The sequence below is a fragment of the Streptomyces sp. 130 genome (assembly GCF_007096885.1).
Classification (GTDB): domain Bacteria; phylum Actinomycetota; class Actinomycetes; order Streptomycetales; family Streptomycetaceae; genus Streptomyces.
The window spans coordinates 14,628-38,500 of record NZ_VJNO01000034.1 but is presented as its reverse complement, the minus strand read 5'-3'; the positions used below and the strand labels follow the sequence as shown (position 1 = coordinate 38,500).

The following is a 23,873-nucleotide window of genomic DNA, read 5'->3' as shown; positions in this document are numbered from 1 at the left end:
CAGGACGGCCTTCGCCACCAGGACGGCCTTCGCCACCAGGACGGCCTTCGCCTCGGGGAGGACGTGCTCGGCCGCCGGCGCGGCCCGAGTCCGGGGAGAGGGACAAGGGGTGCTCCTTCACTTGCCGGCGCGGCCCGGGGCGGGCGCGCCGATGAACCGCTCGGCCAGGGCTTCGGAGCCTCGGGCGAGCATGGTGACGTCGGCGCCGACGAGGACGAACGACGCGCCGTGGCCGAGATAGGCGGACGCGACGGCCGGGTCGAAGGCGTTGACGCCGACGGGCTTGCCGGCGCCGCGGACGGCCCCGAAGGCGCGCTCGACCGTGGCCACCACGTCGGGGTGGGTCTGCTTGCCGAGCAGGCCCATCGACGCGGCGAGGTCGGACGGGCCGACGAAGACACCGTCGACGCCGTCGACCGCGGCGATCGCGGCGGCGTTCTCGACGCCGGTGACCGACTCGATCTGGACGAACAGCGAGACGTGGTCGTCCCCGTCGGCCAGGTAGTCGTCGACGCGGTTCCACCGGGCCGACCGCGCGAGGGCCGATCCGACCCCGCGGTTGCCGCGCGGCGGGTAGCTGACCGCCCGCACGGCCGCCTCCGCCTGCTCCGGGGTGTCGACCATCGGCATCAGGATGTTCTGGGCGCCGAGGTCGAGGATCTGCTTGATCATGACTGGCAGCAGACCCGGTGCGCGGACGAGCGGGGCGACCGGGTAGGCGGCGACCGCCTGGAGCTGCGCGAGCACCGACTCGAGCTGGTTGGGCCCGTGTTCCATGTCGATCAGCAGCCAGTCGAGGCCGCCGCCCGCACAGATCTCGGCGACGAGCGGGCTGCCGCTGCACACCCACATGCCGATGAGGGGCCGGTCGGAGGCGGCGAGCGCCGCACGGAAGGTCACCGGAAGCTGCACGAGATGGTTCCCATCGTTCCGTAGTCGCAGAGCACCGAGTCGCCGCGCGACACCCACATCGGGCGGGTGAACGACCCGGCCAGGATCAGTTCGCCGGAGTCGAGACCGGCGCCGTGCTGATGGAGCTTGTTGGCGAGCCACGCGACGCCCGTGGCGGGGTGGTTGAGCACACCGGCGGCGACGCCGGTCTCCTCGATCGTCTCGTTGCGGTAGAGCAGCGCGGAGATCCAGCGCAGGTCGACCGCGTCGGGCGCGACGGGTCTGCCGCCGAGCACCATGCCGCCGTAGGCGGCGTTGTCGGCGATGGTGTCGACGATCGTGCGTCCTTCGAGTTCGAAGTGCGAGTTGAGGATTTCCAGCGCCGGGACGACGTACTCGGTCGCGCGCAGCACGTCGAAGACGGTGCAGTGGGGGCCCTGGAGCGGCGACTTGAGCAGGAAGGCGAGCTCGACCTCGATGCGGACGTTGGAGAAGTCGCCGAACGGCACGACCGCGCCGTTCTCCCAGACGGTGTCGTCGAACATCACGCCGTAGTCCGGCTCGGAGATGCCCGTCGCCGCCTGCATGGCCCTGGAGGTCAGACCGATCTTGCGGCCGACGAGGCGGCGGCCGGCCGCGATCCGCCGGTCGCGCCAGAGCCCTTGGACGGCGTACGAGTCCTCCACCGTCGCCTCGGGGTGGCGGGCGGTGATGCGCGGCAGCACGGCGCGCTCGGCGTGGGCCCGCTCGAGCTCGGCGGCGAGGTCGGCGCGGATCTGGTCGGAAAGCATCGTCAGGCTCCTTGACCGGCGCGGCCGACGCGGTGCGGGAAGTGGGCGCCGTCGGTCTGGTGGGTGCGGAAGGCGTCGAGGGAGCGGGTGCGGTGCCGGCGCACAGCCTGCTCGATCCGGTCGGACGTCCCGCTCCCCTCGATGAGATCGAGCAGGTCCTCGTGCTCGCACACCGACTCCTTGGGCCGGTGGGGGACGAACCCGAAGATCGAGTCGCGCAGGTGGCCCAGCCGGGACCATTCCGCGTCGACCGTCTCCAGCAGCCGGGGGTTGGGGCACCGGGAGTAGAGGGTGTGGTGGAAGTCCTGGTTGAGCGCGGTGAAGCGCCGGAAGTCGAAGTCGCCGAGCGCGGCGCGCATCGCGGTGTTGAGCTCCCGGGCACGCGCCAGGTCCTGCCCGGTGAGGTGGGGCGCCGAGAGCGCCGTCGCCGCGCTCTCCAGCACGGTGATGACCTCCATCGCGTGGATGTAGCGGTCCGGGTCGGCCATGGCGACGCTCGCGCCGACGTTGGGCTCGAAGGTCACCAGGCCCTCGGCCGTGAGGCGGCTGATGGCCTCGCGGACCGGCACCACGCTCATGCCGAGCCGCCCGGCGAGCGTCGTCAGGACCAGGCGGTGGCCCGGGCCGAACGCGCCGGACGTGATCTGTTCACGGATCCACTCGTAGGCGACCCGCGACTTGCTCGCGGCCGGGGCCGGCCGGGTCCCGGTCACGCTCCGGCCCGCGCCGCGTCCGACGCCGACGTCTCGGGCACCGCGGCTCGTTCGGCCCGGTACCGCGCGCGCCATTCGGCGTTCATCGGGAAGAGCCCCTGAACGGGGTGGCCCTCGGCGACCTTCCGGGCGATCCAGGCGTCCTCGTCCTCCTGGGCCAGGGCCGCGTCGGCGACCTCCTCCGCGAGGTCCGGCGGGATGACGATCACCCCGTCGGCGTCGCCGACGAGAATGTCGCCGGGCTGCACGGTGGCACCGCCGCACGCGATGGTGAGGTCGGCGTCCCAGGGGACGTGCTTGTGGCCGAGCACCGCGGGGTGCGGCCCCGCCGTGAAGACGGGGATGCCCACGGCGGCGACGGCGTCGGCGTCGCGCACCCCGCCGTCGGTCACGACGGCCGCGGCGCCGCGGGCATGGGCGCGGATGGCGAGGATGTCGCCGAGCGTGGCCGATCCCCTCTCGCCGCGTGCCTCGATGACGAGGACCTCGCCCTCCGCCACGGAGTCGAAGGCGCGCTTCTGCGCGTTGTAGCCGCCGCCGTGGCCGGTGAAGAGGTCTTCGCGGAAGGGGACGAAGCGGAGCGTCCGGGCGGTGCCGACGAACTTCTGTCCCGCCACGAGGGGGCGGACTCCATCGACGTACACGCCCTCGAGGCCCCGGCGGCGCAGCTGGGCCGAGAGTCCGGCGACGGGCGCCGACGCCAGCTTCGCCCGCAGCTCCGTGGTCAGGGGGGTGGCGGGTGTGGGGTTCACAGGAGGGCTCGTTTCGTTGTCGGGCACGGAATGATCGTGTACGGAATTGTGGTTGGATCTACTTCATGGCGACCAAGACCGAACAGGCATTCATGATCCTCAAGGAACGGATCATGAACGGCACCTACGGCCCTGGGCACCGTCTGGTCATCGACCAGCTGGTGCGTGAGCACGGCATCAGCTCAGTGCCGTGGCGGGAGTCGCTGCGTCGGCTCCAGGCAGAGGGCTGGGTGGAGATCGTCCCCAACGTCGGCGCGCAGGTGGCGACGTTCGACACCGACGCGTGGCAGCGGGGCCTGCAGATCGTGGCGCGCCTCGGCGGCTACGCGACGGCGCTGTCGGCGCCCCACCTCACCGAGGCCGACCTGACCGCGGCCCACACCCTGGACCGGCGGATGAAGGAGGCCCTCGCCGACTTCGACCCGGCCCGCTTCGGCCGGCTCAACCGGGAGTTCCACCAGCTGCTCGCGTGCCGCTGCCCCGACCGTCGCCTTGTCGACATGGTCGACAACGAGTGGGCCCGGCTCGAGATCGTCCGCAGGTCGGCCTTCTGGTACGCCCCCGGCCGCGCCCAGGCCGCCATCGCCGAGCACGAGGGCATCCTCCAGCTCATCGAGTCGGGCGCGTCGGCCGAGGCCATCGAGGCAGCCGCGAAGCAGCACGAGATCAATACCATCGAGGCGGTCACCACGTACGAGGCCGCCTTGCCGGACCAGCGGTTCTGAACGGAGCACGGTTCACTCGCCCCGCTCGCGCCACCGGGCGATGAGGGCCTTGGCGTAGTCGTTGCCGTTGGGGTGCCTCAGCGTCGTGTGCACGTGGAACCGGGCAGGCAGCTTGTTGTCCAGCCACACCCCGGCGTGGTCGTCGAACTCGGCGATCAGCACCGGGCTGTGCACCCGGAAGTAGAACGGCTGGGAGCCGTCCGTGGCGCCGTACCAGGAACACCACGTCTGGTCCGCGTGCGCGTCGTACTCGGCCAGCGCGAGCTCGCGCTGGCCCTCGACCAGCAGGAGCAGGCAGTCGGCGACGATCCGGCGGAGCAGGTCGCGCTGGGCGTCGTCGAGCTCGGCCGCCGGGATGCCCTCGTACGGGATCACCCGGTTGTCGCGGAACGCGCCCGCGACGTGCCGTTCGTCGGCGGGGTGCAGTCGTCCCTCCGGCATGGCCGGGTCGAGTACGGAAGCGAAGACGACGGCCCGGGCGCGCTGCGCGGCCGTGAGGGACCCTGCCAGTTCGAGGGCGAGCCGTTCCCGCTCCGCGAAGAGCGGCTCGTGACTGCCGTCGTCCGTGAGCGCGGGCTCGGCTCCGAGGAAGACCGGTGCGATGACGTGCCGGCCCCCCACGGAGACGAAGTTGAGGGCCACGTGGTGGCCGAAGAGCTGCCAGCCCCACGGCTCGCCCCCCGTGCCCGCCGACGGGTCGCCGAAGACGGAGAACCAGTAGCTGTGCCGGTTCATGACGGTGGGCAGGCCGACCAGTTCGCCGAGGTAGCCGTTGAGCTCCATCGCGCCCGAGACCCGGGCGTAACCCTCGGGGCTCAGTGATGTGCGCAGGACGTCGTGGATCGCCGACTTCTTGTCGTCGGTCAGCACCTCCATCCTCAGTCCCACGCGGTACACCACGAACTCGGGGTTGCTCCAGGCCCGCCACTGCGGTGCGTCGATGTCGTGGCGCACCGCGTCCAGCTCACCGGGGGTGAGCATCCCGAGGAAGCGGACGGCGGCCTCGGAAGGCGCGTTCCCGGTGTCCGACGGCACGGTGGGCGGCAGGGCGTAGAGCCCCTCGCGCACCGTGCCGTCGGAGGTGATACCGACGAACGGCTCCCGGTAGAGGCCGTCCCAGTAGGCGAGGAGGTCGCGCAGGAAGGGCGCCTGGTAGCGGTTCTGGGCGAACTCCTCGTAGGCCATCCCGCGGACCTCGGTGAGCTTGGGGTCGTGGAGGTCGGGCAGGAAGGTGCGGTAACTGTCGTCGCTGAGCTCGACCGACTCCTCACGGCCCGTCGTGCGGGAGGTCGTGAAGAATCCGTCGATGTCCTCGTCGGGTAGGGCGCTCATCGGTCTCACTCTGCTCGGCGTGCGGGTCAGATCGGGAGGTTGAACATCTTCTTCGCGTTGCCGTACAGCACGGCCTCGCGGTCGGAGTCGCTGATCTCCAGCTCGTTCCTGACGAACTCGACTCCCTGGCTCATCCAGGAGCGGAAGACGGGAAACGAGGAGCCGAACATGTAGTGGTCGGCGCCGTTGATCTTCAGTGCCGCCTCGACCTGGATCTTGCCCCAGGAGTGCGGGTGGGTGAGGTCGAAGAAGATGTTGTTCTCGAGGTACTGCTTGATCTTCTCGCCGCCGGACGTCGACAGGCGCTGCATCGCCTCGCCGGCCTTGGGGGCGTGCGGGGTGAGCAGATCCGTGACCCCGAACCAGTTGCCGCCGAGCATCGTGTGGATGAACTTGAGGTCGGGGAACTCCTCGAACATGCCGCTGAACAGCTCGCGGCCGACCGCGATGGCCTGGTCCATGATGCGGCCGTACTCGCGGCGGAAGTTCTGGTAGTCGATGACCGACTGCCACTCCACCGGCAGCGGCGTGTGGTGGACGATGACCGGGACCTTCTTGTCGTTCAGCACCTTGAGGTAGGGCTTGAAGGCGTCGTCGTCGAGGTAGAGCCGGCCGTAGTGGCAGGCGAGCTGGACGCCCACGGCGCCGTTGTCGAGGCAGCGCTCGAGCTCGTGGATGTTCTCCTTGCCGCCCCACGGCGGGAGGCAGGCGGTGGAGAAGAGCCGGCCGTTGGACTCGGCGACGATCTTGGCGGCGTTGTCGTTGACCGCCTTGCAGGTCTCCAGGTCCAGCCACTCCTGCCAGACAGGGACGCGCATGATGCCGTAGTCGACGCCGGCGTCGTCCATCGCCTTCAGCTTCGCCTCGGTCGAGTAGTCGCCCTCGACGTAGTTGAGGTTGGGGTAGCCCTTCGGCTTCTCCAGGACCAGTTGCTTCTTGCCGTCCTCCATGGTGATGACGCCGGCGATCTCGCCGAAGCCGCGCGGAGCGCTGTTGAGGAAGCCGTTGAGGATCTTCTCGTTGGTGAAGAGGTCCTCGGGCAGGTGGTGGATGTTGATGTCGACGACGGTCATGACACTCCTTGTGGACTGCGCTCGCGCAGCTTGGTGCGCGAGCTGTCGGTGTAGATGTTCCGGACGATGTCGTGCGGCGTGAACTCACCCGTGAGCTCACGCTCGACGGCACCGTCGCTGAAGACGAGGACGCGGTCGCACAGCAGCGCGAGCTCGTTCTCGTCGGAGCTGGCGACGAGGACGGCGCGGCCCTCACGGGCGGCCCCGCGGACCGCCTCGACGATGGTCTTGCGCGCGCCCACGTCGACGGCTTGGGTCGGCTCGTGGAGCACCAGCAGCGCCGGGTCGGTCGCGAGCCACTTGGCCAGGAGGACCTTCTGCTGATTGCCTCCGCTCATGTTCTCCAGGACGGCGTGCGGCCACGGGGGTCGCACGTCGAGGCGCTCGATCCAGTCCATGGCGAGTCGTTTCTCGGCCCCGCTGCGCAGCGGCCGCAGCTTGCCGGAGGTCTTCGCGGTGCAGGTCTGCGGGAACGAGATGTTCTCCGTCACGGTCATCCCGCCGACGAGACCGGCCGACTCACGGCCCTCCGGGACGAGGGCGATGCCGCGCTCGATCGCCGAGGCCGGCGACAGGCTGCTGAGCTCGACCTGCCCCGCGGGCAGGGTCACGGTGCCGCCTTCCGCCTTGCTGACACCGCTGATCAGGTAGGGGACGTCCTCGTGGCCCGCCCCGCTGAGTCCCGTGACGCCGACGACCTCGCCGGGCCGGATGCGCAGGGACAGCCCGCGCACGCTGCGTCCCGTGAGGCCGTCGACCACGACGGGGGCGGCGTCCGCCGGGACGTCGGCCGCCGTGCGGTGCTCCAGGCCTTCGACCTCCCGCCCGAGCATGAGGTGGGCGAGGTCCGACTTCGTCATGCCCTCGACCTCCCGGCCGGCCACGACGATCCGGCCGTCGCGGAGCACGGTGACCCGGTCGGCGGCCTCCACGACCTCCTCCAGTCGGTGCGTGATGAGCAGGGCCGAGGTGCCGGTGGCGACGATGCGGTCGAGCAGGGCGAAGAAGCGCTCGAGCGACTTGCGTCCGAGGGCGCGCGTCGACTCGTCGAAGACGACGATGCCGCGTCCGTCCTCGAGGTCCTGCACGGCACGGGCGATCGCGACGACCGCCTTCTCGTCCTCGTGCAGGTCCGCGACCTTGACGTCGAGCGGGATGTGGCGCGGGCCGAGCCGTTCGAAGACGGCCTCCGTCGCGGCGGCCTCGGCCTTCCAGTCGATCCGGCGCAGGAAGCGCGAGCCCTTGAACCGGCCGAGCCGGGTGTTCTCCAGCACGGTGGCGTCCGGCACCAGTCCGAAGTTCTGGTGCACGACCGCGACCCCCGCGGCACGCGCCTCGTCGGGCCGCACCGGGAGCCGCAGGTCGACGCCGTCGACCGTGACACGGCTGCCCGGGTCGGGGCGGTACAGGCCGGTGAGGATCTTGGCGAGGGTGGATTTGCCCGAGCCGTTCTGCCCGATGAGAGCGTGGATCTCGCCGGGACGCACGTCCATGGCGACGTCGTGCAGCACCGTGGCGCTGCCGAAGGTCATGTTGACCCCCTCGACCGCGAGCCGGGGCGCCGGCGGGAGACCGGTCGCTCCCGCCGGGGCCGGCTCGGGGTGCCCGCTCACGCGACGCCCCACAGCTTCTTGAATTCATCGGTGAAGGTGGCCGGGCCGAACCACTCGCCGGAGAGCTCGGCGTCCTCGGTCAGCTTGACGTCGCCGATGCCCTCCTTCGTGAACAAACGGGTCGGGATGGTGTACTCCGGCACCGGCCTGCCGAGGATCAGGCGCAGCGCCGCGTCGGTATCGACCCAGCCCTGGAAGGCCGCGGCCTGGGCGGTGGCGGCCGACAGCGAACCGGATTTGACGGCCTTCAGGCCGCCGAGGGAGGCGGAGCCGGTGACGACCTTGATGTCCGTGCGCGACGTCTGCTGGACGCCGCCCTGGGTCGGCTGCAGGTACTGCTCGAACTGCGCGTCGACGTAGGTGATGGTGGGGTCCTTCAGCAGCACGGCGCTGGTCGAGGAGGGGACGAGCGCGAAGTTGGAGGACGTGACCTTGTTGACCGTCAGTTTGCACTCGGGGCAGGTCTTCTCCAGCGCGGCCTTGCCGTCGGCGACGTAAGCGGCGGGCGACTGGCCGTCGGAGCTCTGGTTGACCAGGATGTGGGCCTTGCCCTTGGCGTCCGAGGCGATCCAGTCGAAGAGGCGGGTCTGCTGCTCGCTGCCGGGGACCGGCACCCAGGTGAGCGTCTTGGACTCCGGGTGGGCCGGGTCGGGCACCTGGTTGCTGATGACGACCGGGACGCCGGCCTTCTGCGCGGCGTCGAAGCCGTTGGCCGCCAGGGCGTACGGGATGGCGTCCGCGATGATGGCCGCTGCTGCGGCGTCCGTCGCCTGGTTGATGCAGCCGCCGATGTCGGTCGGTGTTCCCTTGCCGTCGCAGACCTGCAGGCGCAGCCCCACGGCCTTGGCGGCGACCGCGAGGGCCTTCTCGGTGGTGGTGAACATCGGCGCTTGTTTGGTGATCGGGATGTAGAAGAGCGTCTTTCCGGCGACGGAGTCGACGTTGTCGAGCTTCTCGGCCGGGACGGGGTAGGCGTCCAGCGGCTTCATCGCCGCGGCCAGCTTGTCGCCGACCGCGGAGGCCGAGCCGTCGGCTCCGGCGGACTCTGTGTCCTCCGTGTCACCGCCGCAGGCGGCGAGGGAACCGGCGAGGAGAGCGATGCCCGCGACTGCGGCCCAGGTGCGGGGGCGTCGACAGGTGGTGGGACGTGCGGGTCTCATGGCGAACTCCGTTGGTTGCTGAGAGTGACACGGCGGGGGCGAGCGGCTGGTCCGGGAGTGCGAGCGGGGTGATCAGCGCGAGCGGCTGGTCCGGGAGGACGAGCGGCCGGTGATCAGCGCGAGCGGCTGCGCAGTACGGTCGAGAGGGTGACGGCGACGACGAGCACGCCGCCGTAGAAGACGCTGGTGACCCATGAGGTCGCGCCCAGGAGCTGGAGACCGAGCACGCCGGTCGCCAGGAAGAAGACGGCGATGAGGGTGCCGATCGGGTTGAACCGCCCCGGTTGCAGGATCGCCGTGCCGAGGAAGGCCGCCGCGAAGATCGGCAGCAGGTAGCTCTGCGACACGTTGGGGTCGAAGCCGCCGGTGGCCGCGGCGGAGAGCACGCCGCCCAGGCCGGCGATGAGGCCCGCGGTCGTGAAGGCCGCGACCCGGAGCCGGGCCACGCGCACTCCGGCCAGCCGGCTGACCTCGCGGCTCTCACCGACGAAGCGCATGGTGCGGCCCAGCGGTGTGAAGTGCAGGACGTAGGCGAACCCGAGCATGAGCGCGAGCCCGTAGAAGAAGCTGATCGGAAGGCCGGCGACGGGCTGGAGCGCGATGTCCTTGAAATCCGAGGGGAGGCCGCTGACCGGCATCAGGTCGGAGACCCACAGCGCGATTCCGAGAAGGAAGGTCCCCATGCCGAGTGTCACCACGATGGTGTTGACGCCGACCTTGACCACGAGCCAGCCGTTCACGGCACCCACCGCGGTGGACAGGACGAGTGCGGCGAGCACCGCCGCCCACACGTTCCACCCGTGGTTGACGTGGAGGATCGTCAGCATGATGGCGGCGAGTCCGAAGTTGGAGGCGACGGACATGTCGACGAACTCGCCGACGATGATCGTGCAGAGCAGGGCGGCGGTCAGGAAGACGAGCGCCGACTGGTTCTGACTGCCGAAGATCACTTTGAGGCTGCCCGACGTCATGAACGTGTCGGGGCGGAGGGCCGAGAAAAGGACCGCGAGCGCGATCCAGACGCCGATGACGGCGAAGCGGGAGGCGAACCAGGCTACGCCGCCACTGCGCTTCACAAGGGCGGCAGGGGTGGAGGTCCGTGCGGGCGGCGACGTCACGTCGCTGGTCGGCCGGGCGGCGGCCGTGGGCGTCTTGGACATGGGATCGGGCGCTCCCTGGCTGGTGCGTGCGGGTGGGGTGCCGGACTGTTCCGAATCGTGTGCGAAACCATATACAGAATCACCTGCAACGCAAGACCCGCTGCATCATAAATCGTGGTTGAAATCGTACACGATCTCCTCTACGGTTCCTGATCAATCGTGTGGCGCACGCCATGTCCCACACAGAAAGGCAGGGAACCGTGACGCAGGCAGCCGGCCGCGACGTCGAGTACCAGCACGAAGGCACCCGCATGCGCGGTCTGGTCGTGCCGCCCCGGGGCGGAGCGGCCGCCGACACCTCCGCCGCCGCGGTCCTGCTCATCCACGACGCTTTCGGCCTCGGCGAGGAGATGACCGGCCACGCGGCGCGGCTCGCCGAGGCCGGTCATCCGGTGTTCCTGGCCGACGTGTGGGGCGAGCGCGCCACACCGTCCTCGGCCGCCGAGATCGGGCCGCTGATCGGTGCCATGGCCCGGGACCGCGACCGGTGGCTGGGGCGTATCGCCGCCGCCCACGCGGCGCTCGACGCGCAGCCGGAGTTCACCGGCCGGCCCCTGGCCCTCCTCGGTTACTGCTTCGGTGGCTCCTCGGCGCTCGAGTACCTGCGCACCGGGGCGGACGTCGCCGGTGTCGCCGCGGTGCACCCCGGACTCGACCTGCTCGAGCAGGACTGGAGCACCCCGGGATCGGGCTCCGTGCTGCTGATGATCGGCGCCGACGACCCGATGGCGACGCCTGGCATGCGCGAGCAGCTCGAGAAACACCTCAGCGGCGCCGGCCTCGACCACCAGTTCCACCTCTGCAGCGGCACCACCCACGCCTTCACCAGCGCGAAGGCCGTCGCCTCCCCCGATCCCGAGGTGTTCGCCCACAACCCGCGCAGCGCCGCACGCGCCTGGGCGGCCACCACCGGCTTCCTCGCCGAGCTCTCCGCTCCGGCCTCCTGACCGCCCACCCATCGCCTCAGACGACGAGGACAACGACATGACCACCACCGATCTCGACATCGCGATCATCGGCGCCGGACCGGCCGGCCTGCTCACCGCACTCCGCATGCACCAGAAGGGCTTCCGCCCGGTCGTCTACGAGGTCGTGCCCGAGCTCAAGCCGCTCGGCGTCGGCGTCGACATCAAGACGGTCGGCACGGCCGAGATCGACGACCTCGGTCTGCTGGAGGAGTTCCGCGCGATCTCCGTAGACGCGGAGGACTCGATCTTCTACAACCACTTCGGCCAGGAGATCTACGCCGAGAAGTGCGGCGTGCACATGGGCTACCTGCACGAGCAGCGCTTCGTGCACCGCGGCACCCTGCAGATGCTGTTCTACAGGGCCGCGCTCGACCGGCTCGGCGCGGACGCGATCCGCCTCGGCACCGGCGTCACCGGCTACGCGCAGGACGACACCGGCGTGACGCTGGACCTCCGGTACGACGACGGCCGCACGGAGCAGGTGCGCCATGCCGCGGTCATCGCCTGCGACGGCATCAAGTCCGCCATCCGCAAGCAGATGTTCCCCGGCCTGTCCGAGCCGCACTTCTCCGGCATCACGATGTGGCGCGGCACCACGGTGATGGAACCCTTCCGCAACGGTCACACGATCCTGCACATCGGCGACCCCAACATCGCCTCGATGATCGTCTATCCCATCGCCGACGATTTCGAGGGCACCGGCAGGACCCTGGTCAACTGGGTCGCCGAGACCAACGGCGAGGAGACCATCGAGGACTGGAACCAGGTCGGCGACATCAGCGAGGTCATCCCGCTCTTCGACACCGTCGACCTGCCCTTCCTCGACGTCCGGAAGATGTTGCGCGAGGCCCGCGAGGTCTACCTCTTCCCGCTGATCCGCCATGACCCGCTGGACAACTGGGTCGACGGCCGGGTCGTCCTGCTCGGCGACGCCGCCCACGCGATGTACCCGCGCGGCGGCAACGGCATCACCCAGGCCATGCTCGACGCCCGCGTCATCGTGGACAGGCTCGCCGAGACCCCGGACGATCCGCACGCGGCCTTCGTCGCGTACGACGCGGCCCGCCGCGAGAACGTCAACCGGATCGTGATGAACATGCGCGGCGAGGGCTACGAGGTCATCCGCCGCATGGTCGCCGAGCGCACCGGGGGCGCTCCCCTGACGGACATCGAGGAGGTTCTCCCGCTCGCGGAGGCCGACCGGATCTTCAGCAAGTACCACGCGCTTGTCGGTTCGCCCCGCCCCGGCTTCGAGGCCGGCGAGGCGACGGGCTACCGCACCGACGACCTCGACGAGTACGGAGCCAAGGCATGACCGTCGCCCCCGTCGTTCCCGCCGACGAGGCCACGCGCGCGGCGATCCTCGAAGCGGAGGAACGCCGTCAGCGGGCGCTGCTGGAGCTCGACCTCGACACGCTGCGTGACCTGTACGACGACTCCCTGGTGCACACCCACGCGCCCGGCCTCACCCACACCAAGGCCCAGCTCCTGGAGCACGTCGCCACCCGCGCGCCCTACAAGGGCGCCACCCGGGGCGAACTGACCATCCGGCTGATCGGCGACGTCGCGATCATGACGGGCCGTCTCATCAACCGCCTCGGCAGTCCGGACGGCTCCGAGCGCACGGTCGCCGGCCAGGTGATCCAGGTGCTGCGGCGCTGCGAGGACGGCGCCTGGCGCTTCGTCAGTTTCCAGATGACACCGGACGGCGAGCACGTCTGGACCCCCACCGCCGAGGAGAAGGCCGGCCTCGACAGGATCGCCCAGGAGGAGCAGCAGTGAAGATCGCACGCTTCCACACCGCGGAGGGGCCGACGCGGCTGGGTCGCGTCGACGATGACCGGGTCGCCGACGTGTCCGATGTCGTCGGGGGCACGTCGCTGCGGTCGATCCTGCCTCTGCTGCCCTCGCTGAAGCACGAGCTCCTCGCGGCGGCCGGCCCGTCGTACCCGCTGGCCGACGTGGTCCTCGAGGCACCGATCGACAACCCGCAGAAGTTCCTCGGCATCGGCATGAACTACAAGGAGCACGCCGAGGAGGCGCGCGCCGCGGGCATCCCGGTCCCGGAGAACCAGATGTGGTTCAACAAGCAGGTCTCCTGCATCGTCGGCCCCTACGACGGCATCGTGAAGCCCGCCATCTCCGACGCCCTCGACTACGAGGTCGAGCTCGGCGTGGTGATAGGGCAGCGCTGCAAGCACGTGTCCGTCGAGGACGCCCGCTCGGTCATCGCCGGGTACCTCGTCGCCAACGACGTGTCGGTCCGCGACTGGCTGCAGAAGCGGTCGCCGACGTTCACACTCGGCAAGTCCTTCGACACCCACGGCCCGATCGGCCCGTGGCTGACCACCGACGACGAGATCGCCGACCCGCACGACCTGCGGATGGTTCTCAGCGTCAACGGCGAGATCCGCCAGGACTGGCGGACGGACGACATGATCTACAACATCTACGAGCAGATCGCCTATCTGACGCAGGTGTTCACACTCATGCCCGGTGACATCCTCGCCACCGGCACGCCAGCGGGCATCGGGGCTCCGCAGGGCAACTTCCTCACGGCCGGCGATGTCGTCCGCGCGGAGATCGAGGGCCTCGGTCACATCGAGAACCGCGTCATCGCGGGGGGTTGAGCGGCCGTGGGCACACGCACCAGCATCGACCTGCCGGGGTTCAGCCACAGCAACCCGATCCCGGCCGCCAGCCGCATCGGCCCGTTCGTCGCGACCGGTGCCATCACCGGCCGCGCCCCGGAGACGGGCGAGATGCCCGCCGACGCCGATCAGCAGTTCGCACACGTCTTCGCCCACGTCCGCACCCTGATGGCCGAACTCGGCGGCACGACGGACGACATCCTCAAGATGACGTTCCACCTCGTCGATCCCAACGACCGCGAGGCACTCAACCGCGAGTGGCTGGCGATGTTCCCCGACCCCGCCAACCGCCCCGCCCGGCAGGCGATCGCGGCCCGGCTCGACCGCGGCGCCGTCGTCCACTGCGACCTGCTCGCAGTGCTCAGCGACTGAGGAAGTGAACCATGACACACCTGCCCGACCCCCGCGGCTCCTCGCCCGGCCCCATGAGCTACGAGGCACCCGTCACCATCAAACGGATGCTCTTCGCCACCTGGGCACTGCTCGACTCGCTCCGCCCCGAGCTCAGGGCCGCGGCGACCGTGCCCGACATGAACGATCCGGGCCGTGTCGACTGGGACTTCATCCCCAAACCCGACCGGGCGGGCATCCCGTTGCACGCCCTCGACCGGCACCAGAAGGTCATCGCGCACACCCTGCTCAAGGCCGGCCTCGGCATGCGCGGCTACAGCCAGGCGCTCTCCGTGATGGCCACGGAGAACATGCTGCGCGAGATCGAGGTGCTCGAACGCGGCTTCGGCGTCCTCGCCGGAAACTTCCGCGACCCCGAGGGCTACTGGTTCAGCTTCTGGGGGCGGCCCGGCTTCGAGGACACCTGGGGCTGGCGGGTCATCGGCCACCACCTCTCCCTCAACTACACGATCGTCGCGCAGCGCTACCTCACCGTCACACCGCTGGCGATGGGTGCCCAGCCCGTCGGCGCCGGTGTGCTGGACGCGCTCGGGGAGAACGAGCGCCGGGCTCTGGCCGTCCTGCATTCGCTGTCCCCCGACGCACAGGACCAGGCCGTCATCCTCGATGTCGCGCCCGCCGACTTCGTCACCCGTCAGGTGCCCCGGGTCGGTGCCGAGGAGTGGCCCGACTGGGTCGACCTCGGGATCGTCGGCTACGAGACGACCGACGAGGACCGCGAGCGCCTGCGCTTCGTGAAGGCCGACCCGTCGGGCATCAGCGGCGCCGACCTGACCGGCGAGCAGCTCGACGCCGTACGCGGCCTTCTCCTCTACTACGTGGAGACCGGCCCCGACGAGCTGGCCCGGCAGTACCGTGAGCAGGTGCTCGCGGCCGACCCGCACGACATCCGGTTCGCCTGGGCGGGCGGGCGCGAGGCGAACACCGCCCACTACTACCGGATCTCCACGCGCGACCTGCTCGTCGAGGCCGACAACGCGGTCGCCGCGGGCCAGCACGCCCACTCGGTCTGGCGCGACCTCAACAACGACCTCGGACACGACCTGCTGCTCGACCACTACGCGCAGCACGGCCCGGACGGACGGCACCTGCGGCGCCGGCTGGTGTCGAACCGGCCGACCGAGGAGGCCCCGCTCGAGACGGGAGGGTGGTATGTCCCGGAGGTCTACGTGAAGCACTGACCGGCCCGTGCCGCACGCCGATCGCCGGGCCACCCGACATGGGCAGCTCGGCGATCAGGCACGAGCGGGCACGGCACTCACGAGGGAAACCCGGATGAGAAATGCCGTGCACAAAGAACGGAGCACGCTATGAGCGGCCGGGGTTCGGCCCAGTAACAGAGTGCCGCGCCCACCGTTGCGGACAATCAAAATGACTCGCCCGCGAGATTTCACGGGCGATTCATTCCGGCTGCGCCGATATTCGCCTGAACGGATTCCCGGCCGCATTCACAGTCGCCGTAACGGCCGGGCTGGAAGAGATCGGCGGCATTTCGGCAAGGCTCCGGGCCACGAGCCGGAAATGGACCGATTACGCGGTGGATTTCCCCGCCCGCCTCCGCCAGGAAAGTGCCCGGCAGGAGGGCCCCCTCGAACGCCCTAGACGGAGGCGTCGATCTCCGCCCCGCCCGCCTCAAGGGCGTGGAGGCGTCCGTGGAGAGCCGCCAGCGCCTCCGTGGCCTGCTCGATCGCCGCCCGGTGCTCCGGGGCGAGTCCGTCCAGAGCCTCGCGGATCGGCGCAGCCCAGCTCTCAGCGATGGCCTCGTGCTCCGCACGGCCGACTGCGGTGGGCAGGACCAGCGTGACGCGACGGTCCTCGGGGCTGGACTCCTTGACCACGAAGCCGCGGCCGACCAGGACCCGGATCGCCGCGCTCACGTTGGGCTGACGCAGTCCCAGCGCCTGGGCCAGCTCACCCACGGTGGAACCCGGCACGTCGATGACCTGCTTGAGCAGGGCCAGTTCGGTGGTCGGGACCGGGCCGACGCCCGCGCGCTCGGGTGACCGTCGGTGGACGGTCCACCCGAGCTCGCGCAGCACGTCGGCCAGCTCACGCCGGCGGGAGGGAAGGCTCATTCCTCTTATCGTAGTGGGCCCGCCCCGCGTGTGAGCACGGCTCAGAGCGGCTGGGCCATGACCTCCAGGACGTGGTCGGTGGCGGCGATGTTGTCGAAGCCCGGCTTGCGGCCCATCTCCCACTCCGCGATGTCGAGCGAGGTGTCGACGATGAGCTTGCAGCGCTCGAACCGGCGGTCCGTGTACTCCCTGAAGGCCACAGCGAGGTCGTCGTGCTCGGCGAGGCAGTCGGCCAGCACGACGCCGTCCTCAATCGCCTGGGCGGCGCCCTGGCCGAGGTGCGGCGTGATCGCGTGGACGGAGTCACCCAGCAGGACGATGCGGCCCTTGTGCCAGGGGGCCTCCACGATCAGGGACTCCTCCGGCCGCAGCACGATCTCGCACCCGTCGTCGATGAACTCGTCGCGGATACGGCCCATGAAGCCGTCGAACGGCGCGAGGTAATCACGCAGCTTCTGAGCGGTGTCATCGCCCGACTCGGGCGTCGGCTGCGCCTCCATGTGGGCGTTGTAGAAGAGGTAGGCCAGGTCCTCGCCTATCGGGACGAGGCCGGCCATGCCCTCGGGGCCGGCCTGCAGGATGATGCTGTCGATCTCGGGCAGCAGCGGGATGTTGACCCGGTAGGCCGACTGGCCGATGTAGTAGGGCCTGACCTCGCCCTCGACCACATAGCCACGGGTCTTGGAGTAGACGCCGTCGGCGCCGACGACGATGTCGAAGCGGCCGGTGGTCCCGTCGGTGAAGCTGATGTCGACACCGTCGCCGTCGTCATCGAGCTGCGCGAAGGTCGTCGAGTAGCGGATGGTCACGCCCGCCTCGACGGCATGCGAGGTCAGGATCTCGTGCAGCTTCGGGCGGGTGAGGCCGTTCATCGGGGGCAGGTCGAGACCGGGGACGGGCGTACCCGGCATCTCCTTGATGAAGGTGCCGTCGGTCGCGTACAGGCCGCCCCAGCGCTTGGCCGGGTAGCCGGCCGCGATGCAGTCCTGGGCGACACCGATCATGTCGAGCGCACGCAGAGCGTTCATCGGCTGAATGATGCCGACGCCGTAAACGGACGAGTGAACGTCGGAATTGAGCTCGACAACCGTCGCGTCGTACCCCTTTTTCTGGACGGCGATGGCGGTCGAAAGACCGCCAATGCCCCCACCGACGATCAAGATCGAACCTCGACTCATAGCCATTTCCCTTCGGCTCCGCGGTACAGCCCGCGATCGGGTGCGCTGTGGTACGCAAAGGGAAAGATACGAAGGCATATATATGTCAGTCAATGGTTCTGACACATGGATTTAATTTGTCCTCGGGGCTGGATTTTTCGCGCCCTCACACCTCGACGGGCGACGGCGGCCTTGGTCTCCCAGCGCTGTCAGTCGAGGCGCCCGGCCGGAAGGTGGTCACGGCACGGCCCCGCAGCGGCCCGGTATCCGTCCCCTGGGCTGCCGGGGCCTGCCGCGGTGACCGGGTCGGTGAGGCGCAGCAGCAGGGCGGCGGCGATGTAGCGCATCCTGCCGACGTTGCTGCGCGGGTCGTAGCCCAGGGTTTGGGACAGTGCTTCGTGGCGGGCCTGCACGGTCGAGTGGTGCATCCCCAGCTCGGCCGCCGCGGAGCGGACGCTGTCGGCCTCCACCAGGGTGCGGAGCACGTCCGCGGAGCGCTGGTCGAGGCGGGCGAGGGCGTGCACGTCCTCGTGCGGGTGCTCCGGGTCGTAGGTCTGGGCGAGCAGGAGCATCGCCCCCAGGTCCGCCGAGTCGACGGCCGGCGTGGAGGCGTCCGTCAGCCGCAGCGCGACGAGCGCCGCCTCCCAGGATTCGGGGGCCCGGTCGGCTCGTACCCGGGTTCCGAAACCGACCGGTTCCGGCGGGCTGCTGATGGTGCCCGAGAGGTCGAGGGTGGCTCTCAGGAGTCCGTACCGGGTCGGCACGATCGCGGAGGGGGCCCCGCTGATCTCGGGGGCGTCGGCCGTGGTGGCCAGGACACGCACCGGCGTCGCCGGGTCGATCCGCCGCTTGGCCAGGAGAGCGGTGCGTTCGGCGACGGAGCGGGCCTGGTCGACGATGGCGTCGAGACCGCGCTCGGGGCTGCGGCGCGCGTCGAGGAGCTCCACCCCCAGCGCGAGCCGCTCCACGATCATCTCGTCGTCGGGCTCCGGCTCCCCGTTCCGCTCCAGCCACACCGTCCAGTCGCCGTGGGACCTGCGGGAGCTGTGCCGCCGGTGGCCGGCCTCGTCGGTGACCGGGTGCCCGTCCGGGTCGCGCCGGGTCACGCGCCCCCGGATCTCCGCGCCTGCGACGGTGCCGGAGAGGACCGCAGCACCGCGCAGGAGCCCGTCGAGCCCGGCGCCCCGCGTGATGAGGACGTCGAAGTACGACACGATGCGCAGCGTTTGGCCCGCCTGCGGGTCGAGTGAGTTCAGTCGTCCGACCAGCTGGTGCATCTGTACTCCTTCGCACCTCTCCCTCAGCTTACCGAGGGCCGGGGGCGGCGCCTCAGGACCCGAGGGTGCGGGCGACCCAGGCGTTGCGCGCGGCCGTCATGACGTGCGCGAGAGCGGTGTGGGGTGCGGTCAGGTCGAACCCGTGGAAGCCACCGGGCCAGATGTGGAGTTCGGCCTGTACGCCAGCGTGCCACAGGGCTGTCGCGTAGGCGACGTCCTCGTCCCGGAACACCTCGGCCGAGCCGCAGTCGATGAACGCGGGCGGCAGCCCCGTGAGGTCTGTGGCACGGGCGGGGGCGGCGTAGACCGACACGTCCTCGGTTCCGCGCCGCTCGCCGAGGAGCGCGGTCCAGCCCATGCGGTTGCTGCCGCGGTCCCACACACCGACGGCGTCGAACTGGGCCGCGGAGACCGTGTGGTCCCTGTCGTCGAGCATCGGGTAGATGAGGACCTGGCCCATGAGGCGCGGTCCCCGCCGGTCGCGGGCCAGCAGCGTGACGCCGGCGGCGAGTCCTCCCCCGGCGCTCTGTCCGGCGATGATCAGCCTGTCCGGGTCCATCCCCAGGTCCCGGGCGTGCTCGGCGGTCCACAGCAGTCCGGCATAACAGTCCTCGACCGGGTAGGGGTCGGGGTGTTCGGGCGCCAGCCGGTAGTCGACCGTGACCAGTACGGCATCGTGCTCGACGACCCACGGGAGGACCTGGCTCAGGCCGGAGAACCGGTTGCCGGAGACCATGCCGCCGCCGTGCGTGTGGTAGATGCCCGGGCCGAGTCCCTGGTGATCCTCGCGGGCGATCACCGAGACGGTGATCTCGTCACCCCGGTACCCGGGGATCGCGACGTCGCGCCGGGTCAGACCGTCGGCCTCCAGCACCTCGTCGGTGACCTCGGCCGGCGACGACCGGCGCATGTCCGGAATCATCTCCGCGGTCAGGGTCGGCGGGATCTGGTCGGCCAGGACCGCGAGGACGGCCTCGAGCTCCGGGTCGAACGGCGGTCGCGGAAAGGTGGCGGACATCAGGGCTCCATGATCTGTACTGCTCGACTGGGCTGCTTGACTGCACTGCTTGACTGCGCTGCTTGACTGATTGCTCCGTATCGCCTGGACTCGGCTCGAGCCCATCGTCCTGCGCGAGGCGCCCCACGAGGAACCGCCGAACGCTGCGGTCCGGGGCCGTGTCCCCCGCCGTTCGCGCACCGCCCGCCGGCATGCCACGGTGCGGTACGGACGACCCCGCGGGCCGTCCGTACCGCACCGTTTCGGGGAAGGTCAGCCGACCTTCAGGAGGGCCTTCCCGCCGACGCCGCCGCGCAGCGAGTGGAGGGCGTCGATGATGCCCTCCAACGGCATCTCCTGCACCCAGCCGGTGGTGTCGTACACCCCGTCGGCCATGGCCGCGATGACCGCGTCGAACTCCTCGGGCCGGTATCCGACCGCTCCGACGATCTCCGTCTCACCCATCATGAGCTGCGTGGGCTGAAAGTCCATCGGGTGCTCGTGCAGCGCCACGACCACCAGACGGCCGCCGGGGGCCAGAGCCGCCAGCGCGGAGGTGATCGCCGGACCCGCTCCGGCGGCGTCCACCGCGACGTCCACTCCGTCGCCGCCGGTGAGTGCGGCGACGGCAGCCGCGACGTCCTCGTTCACGGGATCGACGACCCGGGCGCCCAGTGCGGCCATGACGGCACGGCGGTCCGCGCTCGGCTCGGACACCAGCACCTTCTCCACCCCGCGGGCCTTGAGCGCGAACCAGGTGCCGATCCCGACCGGACCGGCCCCGGCGACGAGCGCGGTGCCGCCTGCCTGGACGCCGCTGCGCGACACGGCGTGCCAGCCGACCGCCATCGGTTCGACGAGCGCCCCCATCCGCAGGTCCACGCCGTCCGGCAGCACGTGCACCTTCGACGCGTCGACGAGGGTGAACTCCGACAGGCCACCGCCCTCGACATTCGCCCCGAGCGAGCCCATCAGACGGCAGGAGAAGGGCAGTTCCTTCCGGCAGGCCCCGCAGTCGCCGCAGGAGACCGCCAGAGGGTAGACGGCACCGAGGTCGCCGACCTTCACATCCGTCACACCCTCGCCGACCTCGACGACGGTGCCGGAGAACTCGTGGCCGAGAATCTGCGGCAGCGTGGCACCGGTGAGAGGATGCGGCTGGTCCACGGCGAAGGGCAGCGACTCCGGATAGAAGTAGAAGTGGAGATCGGAACCGCAGATGCCGGCGAAGGCGTTGCGGAGCTTCACCTGCCCGGGTCCGGGACTGGGCTCCGGCACCTCCTCGATGCGAAGGTCTTCCTTGCCGTGGAACCGTGCGGCCTTCATTCTCCAACTCCTCCTCAAAGACGACCGGGACCACCGGTCGCCGTCGCTGCGGGCGCGAACCGCCGTATCGGGCACTGCGCGGCGCCAACGCCGTGTTCCCGGTGGCTGAACACCGGGCGGACGAGAAGCCGGTCGGGCACGAGGGAGCCAACCGCTCCGAGGCGGGGCCTGTGGGCGGGTGACGTCCGGCCACCGGAACTTCTTCGTTGCGTGCCGCGCTGCTGCGGCGCCCACATCAGTGTCAGATGCCTCTGCTTTCGCAGGTCACCGCCATACGCGGCGAATTCCGAGGAAACGTCCCGCCGTACGCGCGCCGTCCCGGGGGCGGCGGGCGCATGGCGGGACGGCCGCGGGAGGGGCCGCACTCCGCGGGTGCGGCGCCGGAGTCGTCGGCCGGGTTCGCGTTCACCAGCGGTACGGTCCGCTGCCGGACCCGGCACGTCATGGGTGCTCATCCCCTCCTGGCCCCCGACGTGGCGCAGGACCGCCGTCAGGGACGTCTCACAAAATCGCGCACGGCCGGGGGGAGCCGGCCGGCCGGCCCGGGACTGCCGCTCGACCGCCGCTGCGACTGCCGTCCGGCGCACGGCCCGGCCCCTAGCGTTCCGCACACGGGAACGGCCGCATCCGAGCGGCCGGACCATGTCCGCAGCCAAGGGAGTCCCCATGAAGAAGAACTCGTCCCGGACGGCGGCGGCCACCGCTGCCGCCGTGGCCCTCGTCACCGCCGGTGTCCTGGTGGCGGGATCGCCCACCGCCACCGCCGCCCCCGTCGAGCGCGTCACCTCGCTGGAGCAGCTGAAGGCGAGCATCCAGCAGGCCGTCGAGCAGGAGTCCGGCGCGGCGCTGGGCATCGACCCGACCGGCTACAGCAACCCGAACAGCGCGGCCTCCCGCGCCGCCTGCTGACGCGAAGGGGCCGAGGACCGTGGACAAGGACAATTCCCCGACGAGCTGGTGTCCCAGCGGTGACGCGCACGCGCCCGAGGCGGTCGTCCTGGGTGTGCGGTCCGGGCAGGAGGGCCGGGTCGCCTATCTGGCCGACCCGGTGCCCGCCTCCCAGGTGCTGGGCGATGTGCCCGAAGGCATCGACCCCCGGCGCATCCTGCGGTTCGCCTCGCACTGCGTCAGCGGCTGCGCGAACCGCCGGGGCGACGAGTGCGCCCTCGTGGAGCGAGTGGTCGCCGCCGCGCCGAAGGTGGTCGAGGCGGCCGTGCCGCGCTGCCATCTGCGGCCTAAGTGCCAGTGGTGGTCGCAGAGCGGCGTGGAGGCGTGCCAACGCTGCCCGGCGGTCTCGACCCGCCACCACGCCGACGACGAACTGGCCGGGCTGATCGCGGACCCCACCACCACCCGCGAGCAGCTGGACGCCTGGATCGCCGCCAGGGCCGGCTGAGTTTTCGTACGATCGCCGCCGGGGCCGGCGGAGTCTCCGCACACCGGCCGGCCACGGCCGTCCCCAAGCCCTCCGCGCCGACCCGGTACAGTGCCCGGCGGCGTTCCGGCCGTGCGAGGAGGGGAAACGTGACCGATACCAGCGAGGCCCGGGCCGCGGACGGCGAGGCGGCGGCGGGACCGCCGGGACGGGTGCGGCGCCTGATGCGTTACGTCCCGTTGGTCGCCCCGGTCCTGCTGTGGGCCGTGCCGTGCTGGGTGCTGCTGTACGCCGGGCAGCACTGGCCGCTTCCCGTCACCGTGGGCGGCACCTGTCTCTTCGTGCTCGGCCTCGTCACCATGCCGGTCGCGATGGTGCGCGGACACGGCAGGCGGCAGCGGGACCGGGCGGCGATCGTCGGGGACAGCCTGCTCGGGTCCATCTGGGTGCTGTTCACCTGGTCCGTGCTGCTGGGCGTCCTGCTGCGGCTCGCCCTGGTCCTGGCCGGGGCCGGCGACGGGCAGGACCGGGCCAGGATCGTCACCTGGTCGGTGCTGGGGGCCGCCGCGGCCCTGCTCGGCTGGGGTTACGCCGAGGCGCGCCGGGTGCCGAGGGTGCGCCGGGTCGAGGTACGGCTGCCGCGCCTGGGGCCGGGTCTGGACGGCACACGGGTCGTCCTCGTCACCGACACGCACTACGGGCCGCTGGACCGGGTCCGCTGGTCGGAGCGGGTGTGCGCGGAGGTCAACGCGCTGGAGGCGGACCTGGTCTGCCACACCGGTGACATCGCGGACGGCACCGCCGACCGCCGCCGCGCCCAGGCCGCGCCGCTCGGCACGGTGCGCGCCGCCCACGCCCGCGTCTACGTCACCGGGAACCACGAGTACTACAGCGAGGCGCAGGGCTGGGTGGACCTGATGGACGAGCTGGGCTGGCAGCCGCTGCGCAACCGCCATGTGCTGCTCGAACGCGGCGGGGACACCCTCGTGGTCGCCGGTGTGGACGACGTCACCGCCGAGTCCTCCGGGCTGGCCGGCCACCGCGCGCACCTCGCCGGGGCGCTGGACGGCGCCGATCCGGAGCTGCCCGTGCTGCTCCTGGCGCACCAGCCGAAGTTCATCGACCGGGCCGCCGAGGGCGGCGTGGACCTCCAGTTGTCGGGCCACACCCACGGCGGCCAGATCTGGCCCTTCCACTACCTGGTCCGCCTCGACCAGCCGGCCGTAGCCGGGCTGAGCCGCCACGGCGACCGCACACAGCTCTACACCAGCCGGGGCACCGGATTCTGGGGCCCGCCGTTCCGTGTCTTCGCGCCCAGCGAGATCACCCTGCTGGTGCTGCGCTCACCGGAGGCGCCGGCCCGGCCCGCCGCGACCTGACCCGCGACCGGCCGCCGGTAGCCGGTTGCCCGGCCGACGGATACCGG

Annotated in this window: 24 protein-coding genes; 10 read left to right on the top strand and 14 right to left on the bottom strand. The window is 70.8% G+C overall.

Features of this window, described 5'->3' with window-relative positions:
* Positions 1–117 precede the first annotated feature (117 nt).
* The 4 genes from FKN01_RS24705 to FKN01_RS24690 are packed head-to-tail and all read right to left on the bottom strand — an operon-like array spanning position 118 to position 3,147.
* Positions 118–912 carry an HpcH/HpaI aldolase/citrate lyase family protein gene (locus FKN01_RS24705; RefSeq protein WP_143624223.1) on the bottom strand — a complete coding sequence of 265 codons (795 nt, stop codon included), beginning with the start codon at positions 910–912 and terminating at the stop codon, positions 118–120.
* The gene (locus FKN01_RS24700; RefSeq protein WP_143624221.1) at positions 897–1,682 is read right to left on the bottom strand and encodes a 2-oxo-hepta-3-ene-1,7-dioate hydratase; all 786 of its coding nucleotides are present in this window, start codon (positions 1,680–1,682) and stop codon (positions 897–899) included. Before FKN01_RS24700 ends, FKN01_RS24705 begins: the two co-directional genes overlap by 16 nt.
* Before the next feature lie 2 nt (positions 1,683–1,684).
* Positions 1,685–2,395 (bottom strand): GntR family transcriptional regulator, encoded by a 711-nt coding sequence (locus FKN01_RS24695; RefSeq protein WP_260697008.1) that lies wholly within the window; start codon positions 2,393–2,395, stop codon positions 1,685–1,687.
* A complete protein-coding gene (locus FKN01_RS24690) occupies positions 2,392–3,147 on the bottom strand; it encodes a dimethylmenaquinone methyltransferase (protein WP_260697007.1) in 756 nt (251 codons plus the stop codon). Before FKN01_RS24690 ends, FKN01_RS24695 begins: the two co-directional genes overlap by 4 nt.
* A 65-nt stretch (positions 3,148–3,212) precedes the next feature.
* Here FKN01_RS24690 and FKN01_RS24685 point away from each other — a divergent pair, with 65 nt between their 5' ends.
* Entirely contained in the window at positions 3,213–3,872 is a 660-nt protein-coding gene (locus FKN01_RS24685) for a GntR family transcriptional regulator (RefSeq protein WP_143624215.1), read from the top strand.
* Positions 3,873–3,884: 12 nt separating this feature from the next.
* Here FKN01_RS24685 and FKN01_RS24680 read toward each other — a convergent pair whose 3' ends face one another.
* The 5 genes from FKN01_RS24680 to FKN01_RS24660 all read right to left on the bottom strand — a co-directional run bounded on the left by FKN01_RS24680 (position 3,885) and on the right by FKN01_RS24660 (position 10,210).
* Entirely contained in the window at positions 3,885–5,204 is a 1,320-nt protein-coding gene (locus FKN01_RS24680; RefSeq protein ID WP_143624213.1) for a DUF3500 domain-containing protein, read from the bottom strand.
* 26 nt (positions 5,205–5,230) lie between these two features.
* The gene (locus tag FKN01_RS24675) at positions 5,231–6,277 is read right to left on the bottom strand and encodes an amidohydrolase family protein (protein ID WP_143624211.1); all 1,047 of its coding nucleotides are present in this window, start codon (positions 6,275–6,277) and stop codon (positions 5,231–5,233) included.
* A complete protein-coding gene (locus FKN01_RS24670) occupies positions 6,274–7,809 on the bottom strand; it encodes a sugar ABC transporter ATP-binding protein (protein WP_143624209.1) in 1,536 nt (511 codons plus the stop codon). The genes FKN01_RS24675 and FKN01_RS24670 overlap by 4 nt, the downstream gene beginning before the upstream one ends.
* A 77-nt stretch (positions 7,810–7,886) precedes the next feature.
* Positions 7,887–9,050 (bottom strand): substrate-binding domain-containing protein, encoded by a 1,164-nt coding sequence (locus FKN01_RS24665; RefSeq protein ID WP_143624207.1) that lies wholly within the window; start codon positions 9,048–9,050, stop codon positions 7,887–7,889.
* 113 nt (positions 9,051–9,163) lie between these two features.
* Positions 9,164–10,210 (bottom strand): ABC transporter permease, encoded by a 1,047-nt coding sequence (locus FKN01_RS24660; protein ID WP_260697006.1) that lies wholly within the window; start codon positions 10,208–10,210, stop codon positions 9,164–9,166.
* 200 nt (positions 10,211–10,410) lie between these two features.
* Here FKN01_RS24660 and FKN01_RS24655 point away from each other — a divergent pair, with 200 nt between their 5' ends.
* Genes FKN01_RS24655 through FKN01_RS24630 form a run of 6 tightly spaced genes read left to right on the top strand, consistent with a single transcriptional unit; the run spans position 10,411 to position 15,421 of the window.
* Positions 10,411–11,157 (top strand): dienelactone hydrolase family protein, encoded by a 747-nt coding sequence (locus tag FKN01_RS24655; protein ID WP_185992970.1) that lies wholly within the window; start codon positions 10,411–10,413, stop codon positions 11,155–11,157.
* Between the two features lie 37 nt (positions 11,158–11,194).
* Entirely contained in the window at positions 11,195–12,493 is a 1,299-nt protein-coding gene (locus FKN01_RS24650) for an FAD-dependent monooxygenase (RefSeq protein WP_143624203.1), read from the top strand.
* Positions 12,490–12,960, top strand: coding sequence for a DUF4440 domain-containing protein (locus FKN01_RS24645; protein ID WP_143624201.1), 471 nt, complete (start codon positions 12,490–12,492; stop codon positions 12,958–12,960). The genes FKN01_RS24650 and FKN01_RS24645 overlap by 4 nt, the downstream gene beginning before the upstream one ends.
* On the top strand, positions 12,957–13,808 hold the full coding sequence (locus tag FKN01_RS24640; RefSeq protein WP_143624199.1) for a fumarylacetoacetate hydrolase family protein: 852 nt from the start codon (positions 12,957–12,959) through the stop codon (positions 13,806–13,808). The genes FKN01_RS24645 and FKN01_RS24640 overlap by 4 nt, the downstream gene beginning before the upstream one ends.
* Positions 13,809–13,814: 6 nt before the next feature.
* Positions 13,815–14,201 carry a RidA family protein gene (locus FKN01_RS24635; protein ID WP_143624197.1) on the top strand — a complete coding sequence of 129 codons (387 nt, stop codon included), beginning with the start codon at positions 13,815–13,817 and terminating at the stop codon, positions 14,199–14,201.
* Between the two features lie 11 nt (positions 14,202–14,212).
* On the top strand, positions 14,213–15,421 hold the full coding sequence (locus tag FKN01_RS24630; RefSeq protein WP_143624195.1) for a DUF3500 domain-containing protein: 1,209 nt from the start codon (positions 14,213–14,215) through the stop codon (positions 15,419–15,421).
* Positions 15,422–15,838: 417 nt separating this feature from the next.
* Here the strand turns inward: FKN01_RS24630 and FKN01_RS24625 are convergent, their stop codons facing one another.
* The 5 genes from FKN01_RS24625 to FKN01_RS24605 all read right to left on the bottom strand — a co-directional run bounded on the left by FKN01_RS24625 (position 15,839) and on the right by FKN01_RS24605 (position 21,072).
* Positions 15,839–16,315: a MarR family winged helix-turn-helix transcriptional regulator gene (locus FKN01_RS24625; protein WP_260697005.1), complete on the bottom strand. Its 477-nt coding sequence runs from the start codon at positions 16,313–16,315 to the stop codon at positions 15,839–15,841.
* A 41-nt stretch (positions 16,316–16,356) separates the two neighbouring features.
* A complete protein-coding gene (locus FKN01_RS24620) occupies positions 16,357–17,493 on the bottom strand; it encodes an FAD-dependent monooxygenase (RefSeq protein ID WP_260697004.1) in 1,137 nt (378 codons plus the stop codon).
* 188 nt (positions 17,494–17,681) lie between these two features.
* A complete protein-coding gene (locus FKN01_RS24615; RefSeq protein ID WP_143624191.1) occupies positions 17,682–18,749 on the bottom strand; it encodes a hypothetical protein in 1,068 nt (355 codons plus the stop codon).
* Positions 18,750–18,801: 52 nt separating this feature from the next.
* A complete protein-coding gene (locus FKN01_RS24610; RefSeq protein WP_143624189.1) occupies positions 18,802–19,767 on the bottom strand; it encodes an alpha/beta hydrolase in 966 nt (321 codons plus the stop codon).
* 252 nt (positions 19,768–20,019) lie between these two features.
* Positions 20,020–21,072, bottom strand: coding sequence for a 2,3-butanediol dehydrogenase (locus FKN01_RS24605; protein WP_143624187.1), 1,053 nt, complete (start codon positions 21,070–21,072; stop codon positions 20,020–20,022).
* Between the two features lie 666 nt (positions 21,073–21,738).
* On the opposite strand from FKN01_RS24605, the gene FKN01_RS24600 reads away from it, so the two are divergent.
* The 3 genes from FKN01_RS24600 to FKN01_RS24590 all read left to right on the top strand — a co-directional run bounded on the left by FKN01_RS24600 (position 21,739) and on the right by FKN01_RS24590 (position 23,826).
* Positions 21,739–21,981 carry a hypothetical protein gene (locus FKN01_RS24600; RefSeq protein WP_143624185.1) on the top strand — a complete coding sequence of 81 codons (243 nt, stop codon included), beginning with the start codon at positions 21,739–21,741 and terminating at the stop codon, positions 21,979–21,981.
* A gap of 19 nt (positions 21,982–22,000) precedes the next feature.
* The gene (locus FKN01_RS24595; RefSeq protein ID WP_143624183.1) at positions 22,001–22,468 is read left to right on the top strand and encodes a hypothetical protein; all 468 of its coding nucleotides are present in this window, start codon (positions 22,001–22,003) and stop codon (positions 22,466–22,468) included.
* Between the two features lie 128 nt (positions 22,469–22,596).
* On the top strand, positions 22,597–23,826 hold the full coding sequence (locus FKN01_RS24590) for a metallophosphoesterase (RefSeq protein WP_143624181.1): 1,230 nt from the start codon (positions 22,597–22,599) through the stop codon (positions 23,824–23,826).
* Positions 23,827–23,873: the final 47 nt, after the last annotated feature.

Coding starts and splice junctions, on each gene's coding strand:
- FKN01_RS24700 (WP_143624221.1), bottom strand. CDS start 1,682: ATGCTTTCCGACCAGATCCGCGCCGACCTCGCCGCCGAGCTCGAGCGG.
- FKN01_RS24685 (WP_143624215.1), top strand. CDS start 3,213: ATGGCGACCAAGACCGAACAGGCATTCATGATCCTCAAGGAACGGATC.
- FKN01_RS24680 (WP_143624213.1), bottom strand. CDS start 5,204: ATGAGCGCCCTACCCGACGAGGACATCGACGGATTCTTCACGACCTCC.
- FKN01_RS24675 (WP_143624211.1), bottom strand. CDS start 6,277: ATGACCGTCGTCGACATCAACATCCACCACCTGCCCGAGGACCTCTTC.
- FKN01_RS24670 (WP_143624209.1), bottom strand. CDS start 7,809: ATGACCTTCGGCAGCGCCACGGTGCTGCACGACGTCGCCATGGACGTG.
- FKN01_RS24665 (WP_143624207.1), bottom strand. CDS start 9,050: ATGAGACCCGCACGTCCCACCACCTGTCGACGCCCCCGCACCTGGGCC.
- FKN01_RS24660 (WP_260697006.1), bottom strand. CDS start 10,210: ATGTCCAAGACGCCCACGGCCGCCGCCCGGCCGACCAGCGACGTGACG.
- FKN01_RS24650 (WP_143624203.1), top strand. CDS start 11,195: ATGACCACCACCGATCTCGACATCGCGATCATCGGCGCCGGACCGGCC.
- FKN01_RS24645 (WP_143624201.1), top strand. CDS start 12,490: ATGACCGTCGCCCCCGTCGTTCCCGCCGACGAGGCCACGCGCGCGGCG.
- FKN01_RS24630 (WP_143624195.1), top strand. CDS start 14,213: ATGACACACCTGCCCGACCCCCGCGGCTCCTCGCCCGGCCCCATGAGC.
- FKN01_RS24625 (WP_260697005.1), bottom strand. CDS start 16,315: ATGAGCCTTCCCTCCCGCCGGCGTGAGCTGGCCGACGTGCTGCGCGAG.
- FKN01_RS24620 (WP_260697004.1), bottom strand. CDS start 17,493: ATGAGTCGAGGTTCGATCTTGATCGTCGGTGGGGGCATTGGCGGTCTT.
- FKN01_RS24615 (WP_143624191.1), bottom strand. CDS start 18,749: ATGCACCAGCTGGTCGGACGACTGAACTCACTCGACCCGCAGGCGGGC.
- FKN01_RS24610 (WP_143624189.1), bottom strand. CDS start 19,767: ATGTCCGCCACCTTTCCGCGACCGCCGTTCGACCCGGAGCTCGAGGCC.
- FKN01_RS24605 (WP_143624187.1), bottom strand. CDS start 21,072: ATGAAGGCCGCACGGTTCCACGGCAAGGAAGACCTTCGCATCGAGGAG.
- FKN01_RS24600 (WP_143624185.1), top strand. CDS start 21,739: ATGAAGAAGAACTCGTCCCGGACGGCGGCGGCCACCGCTGCCGCCGTG.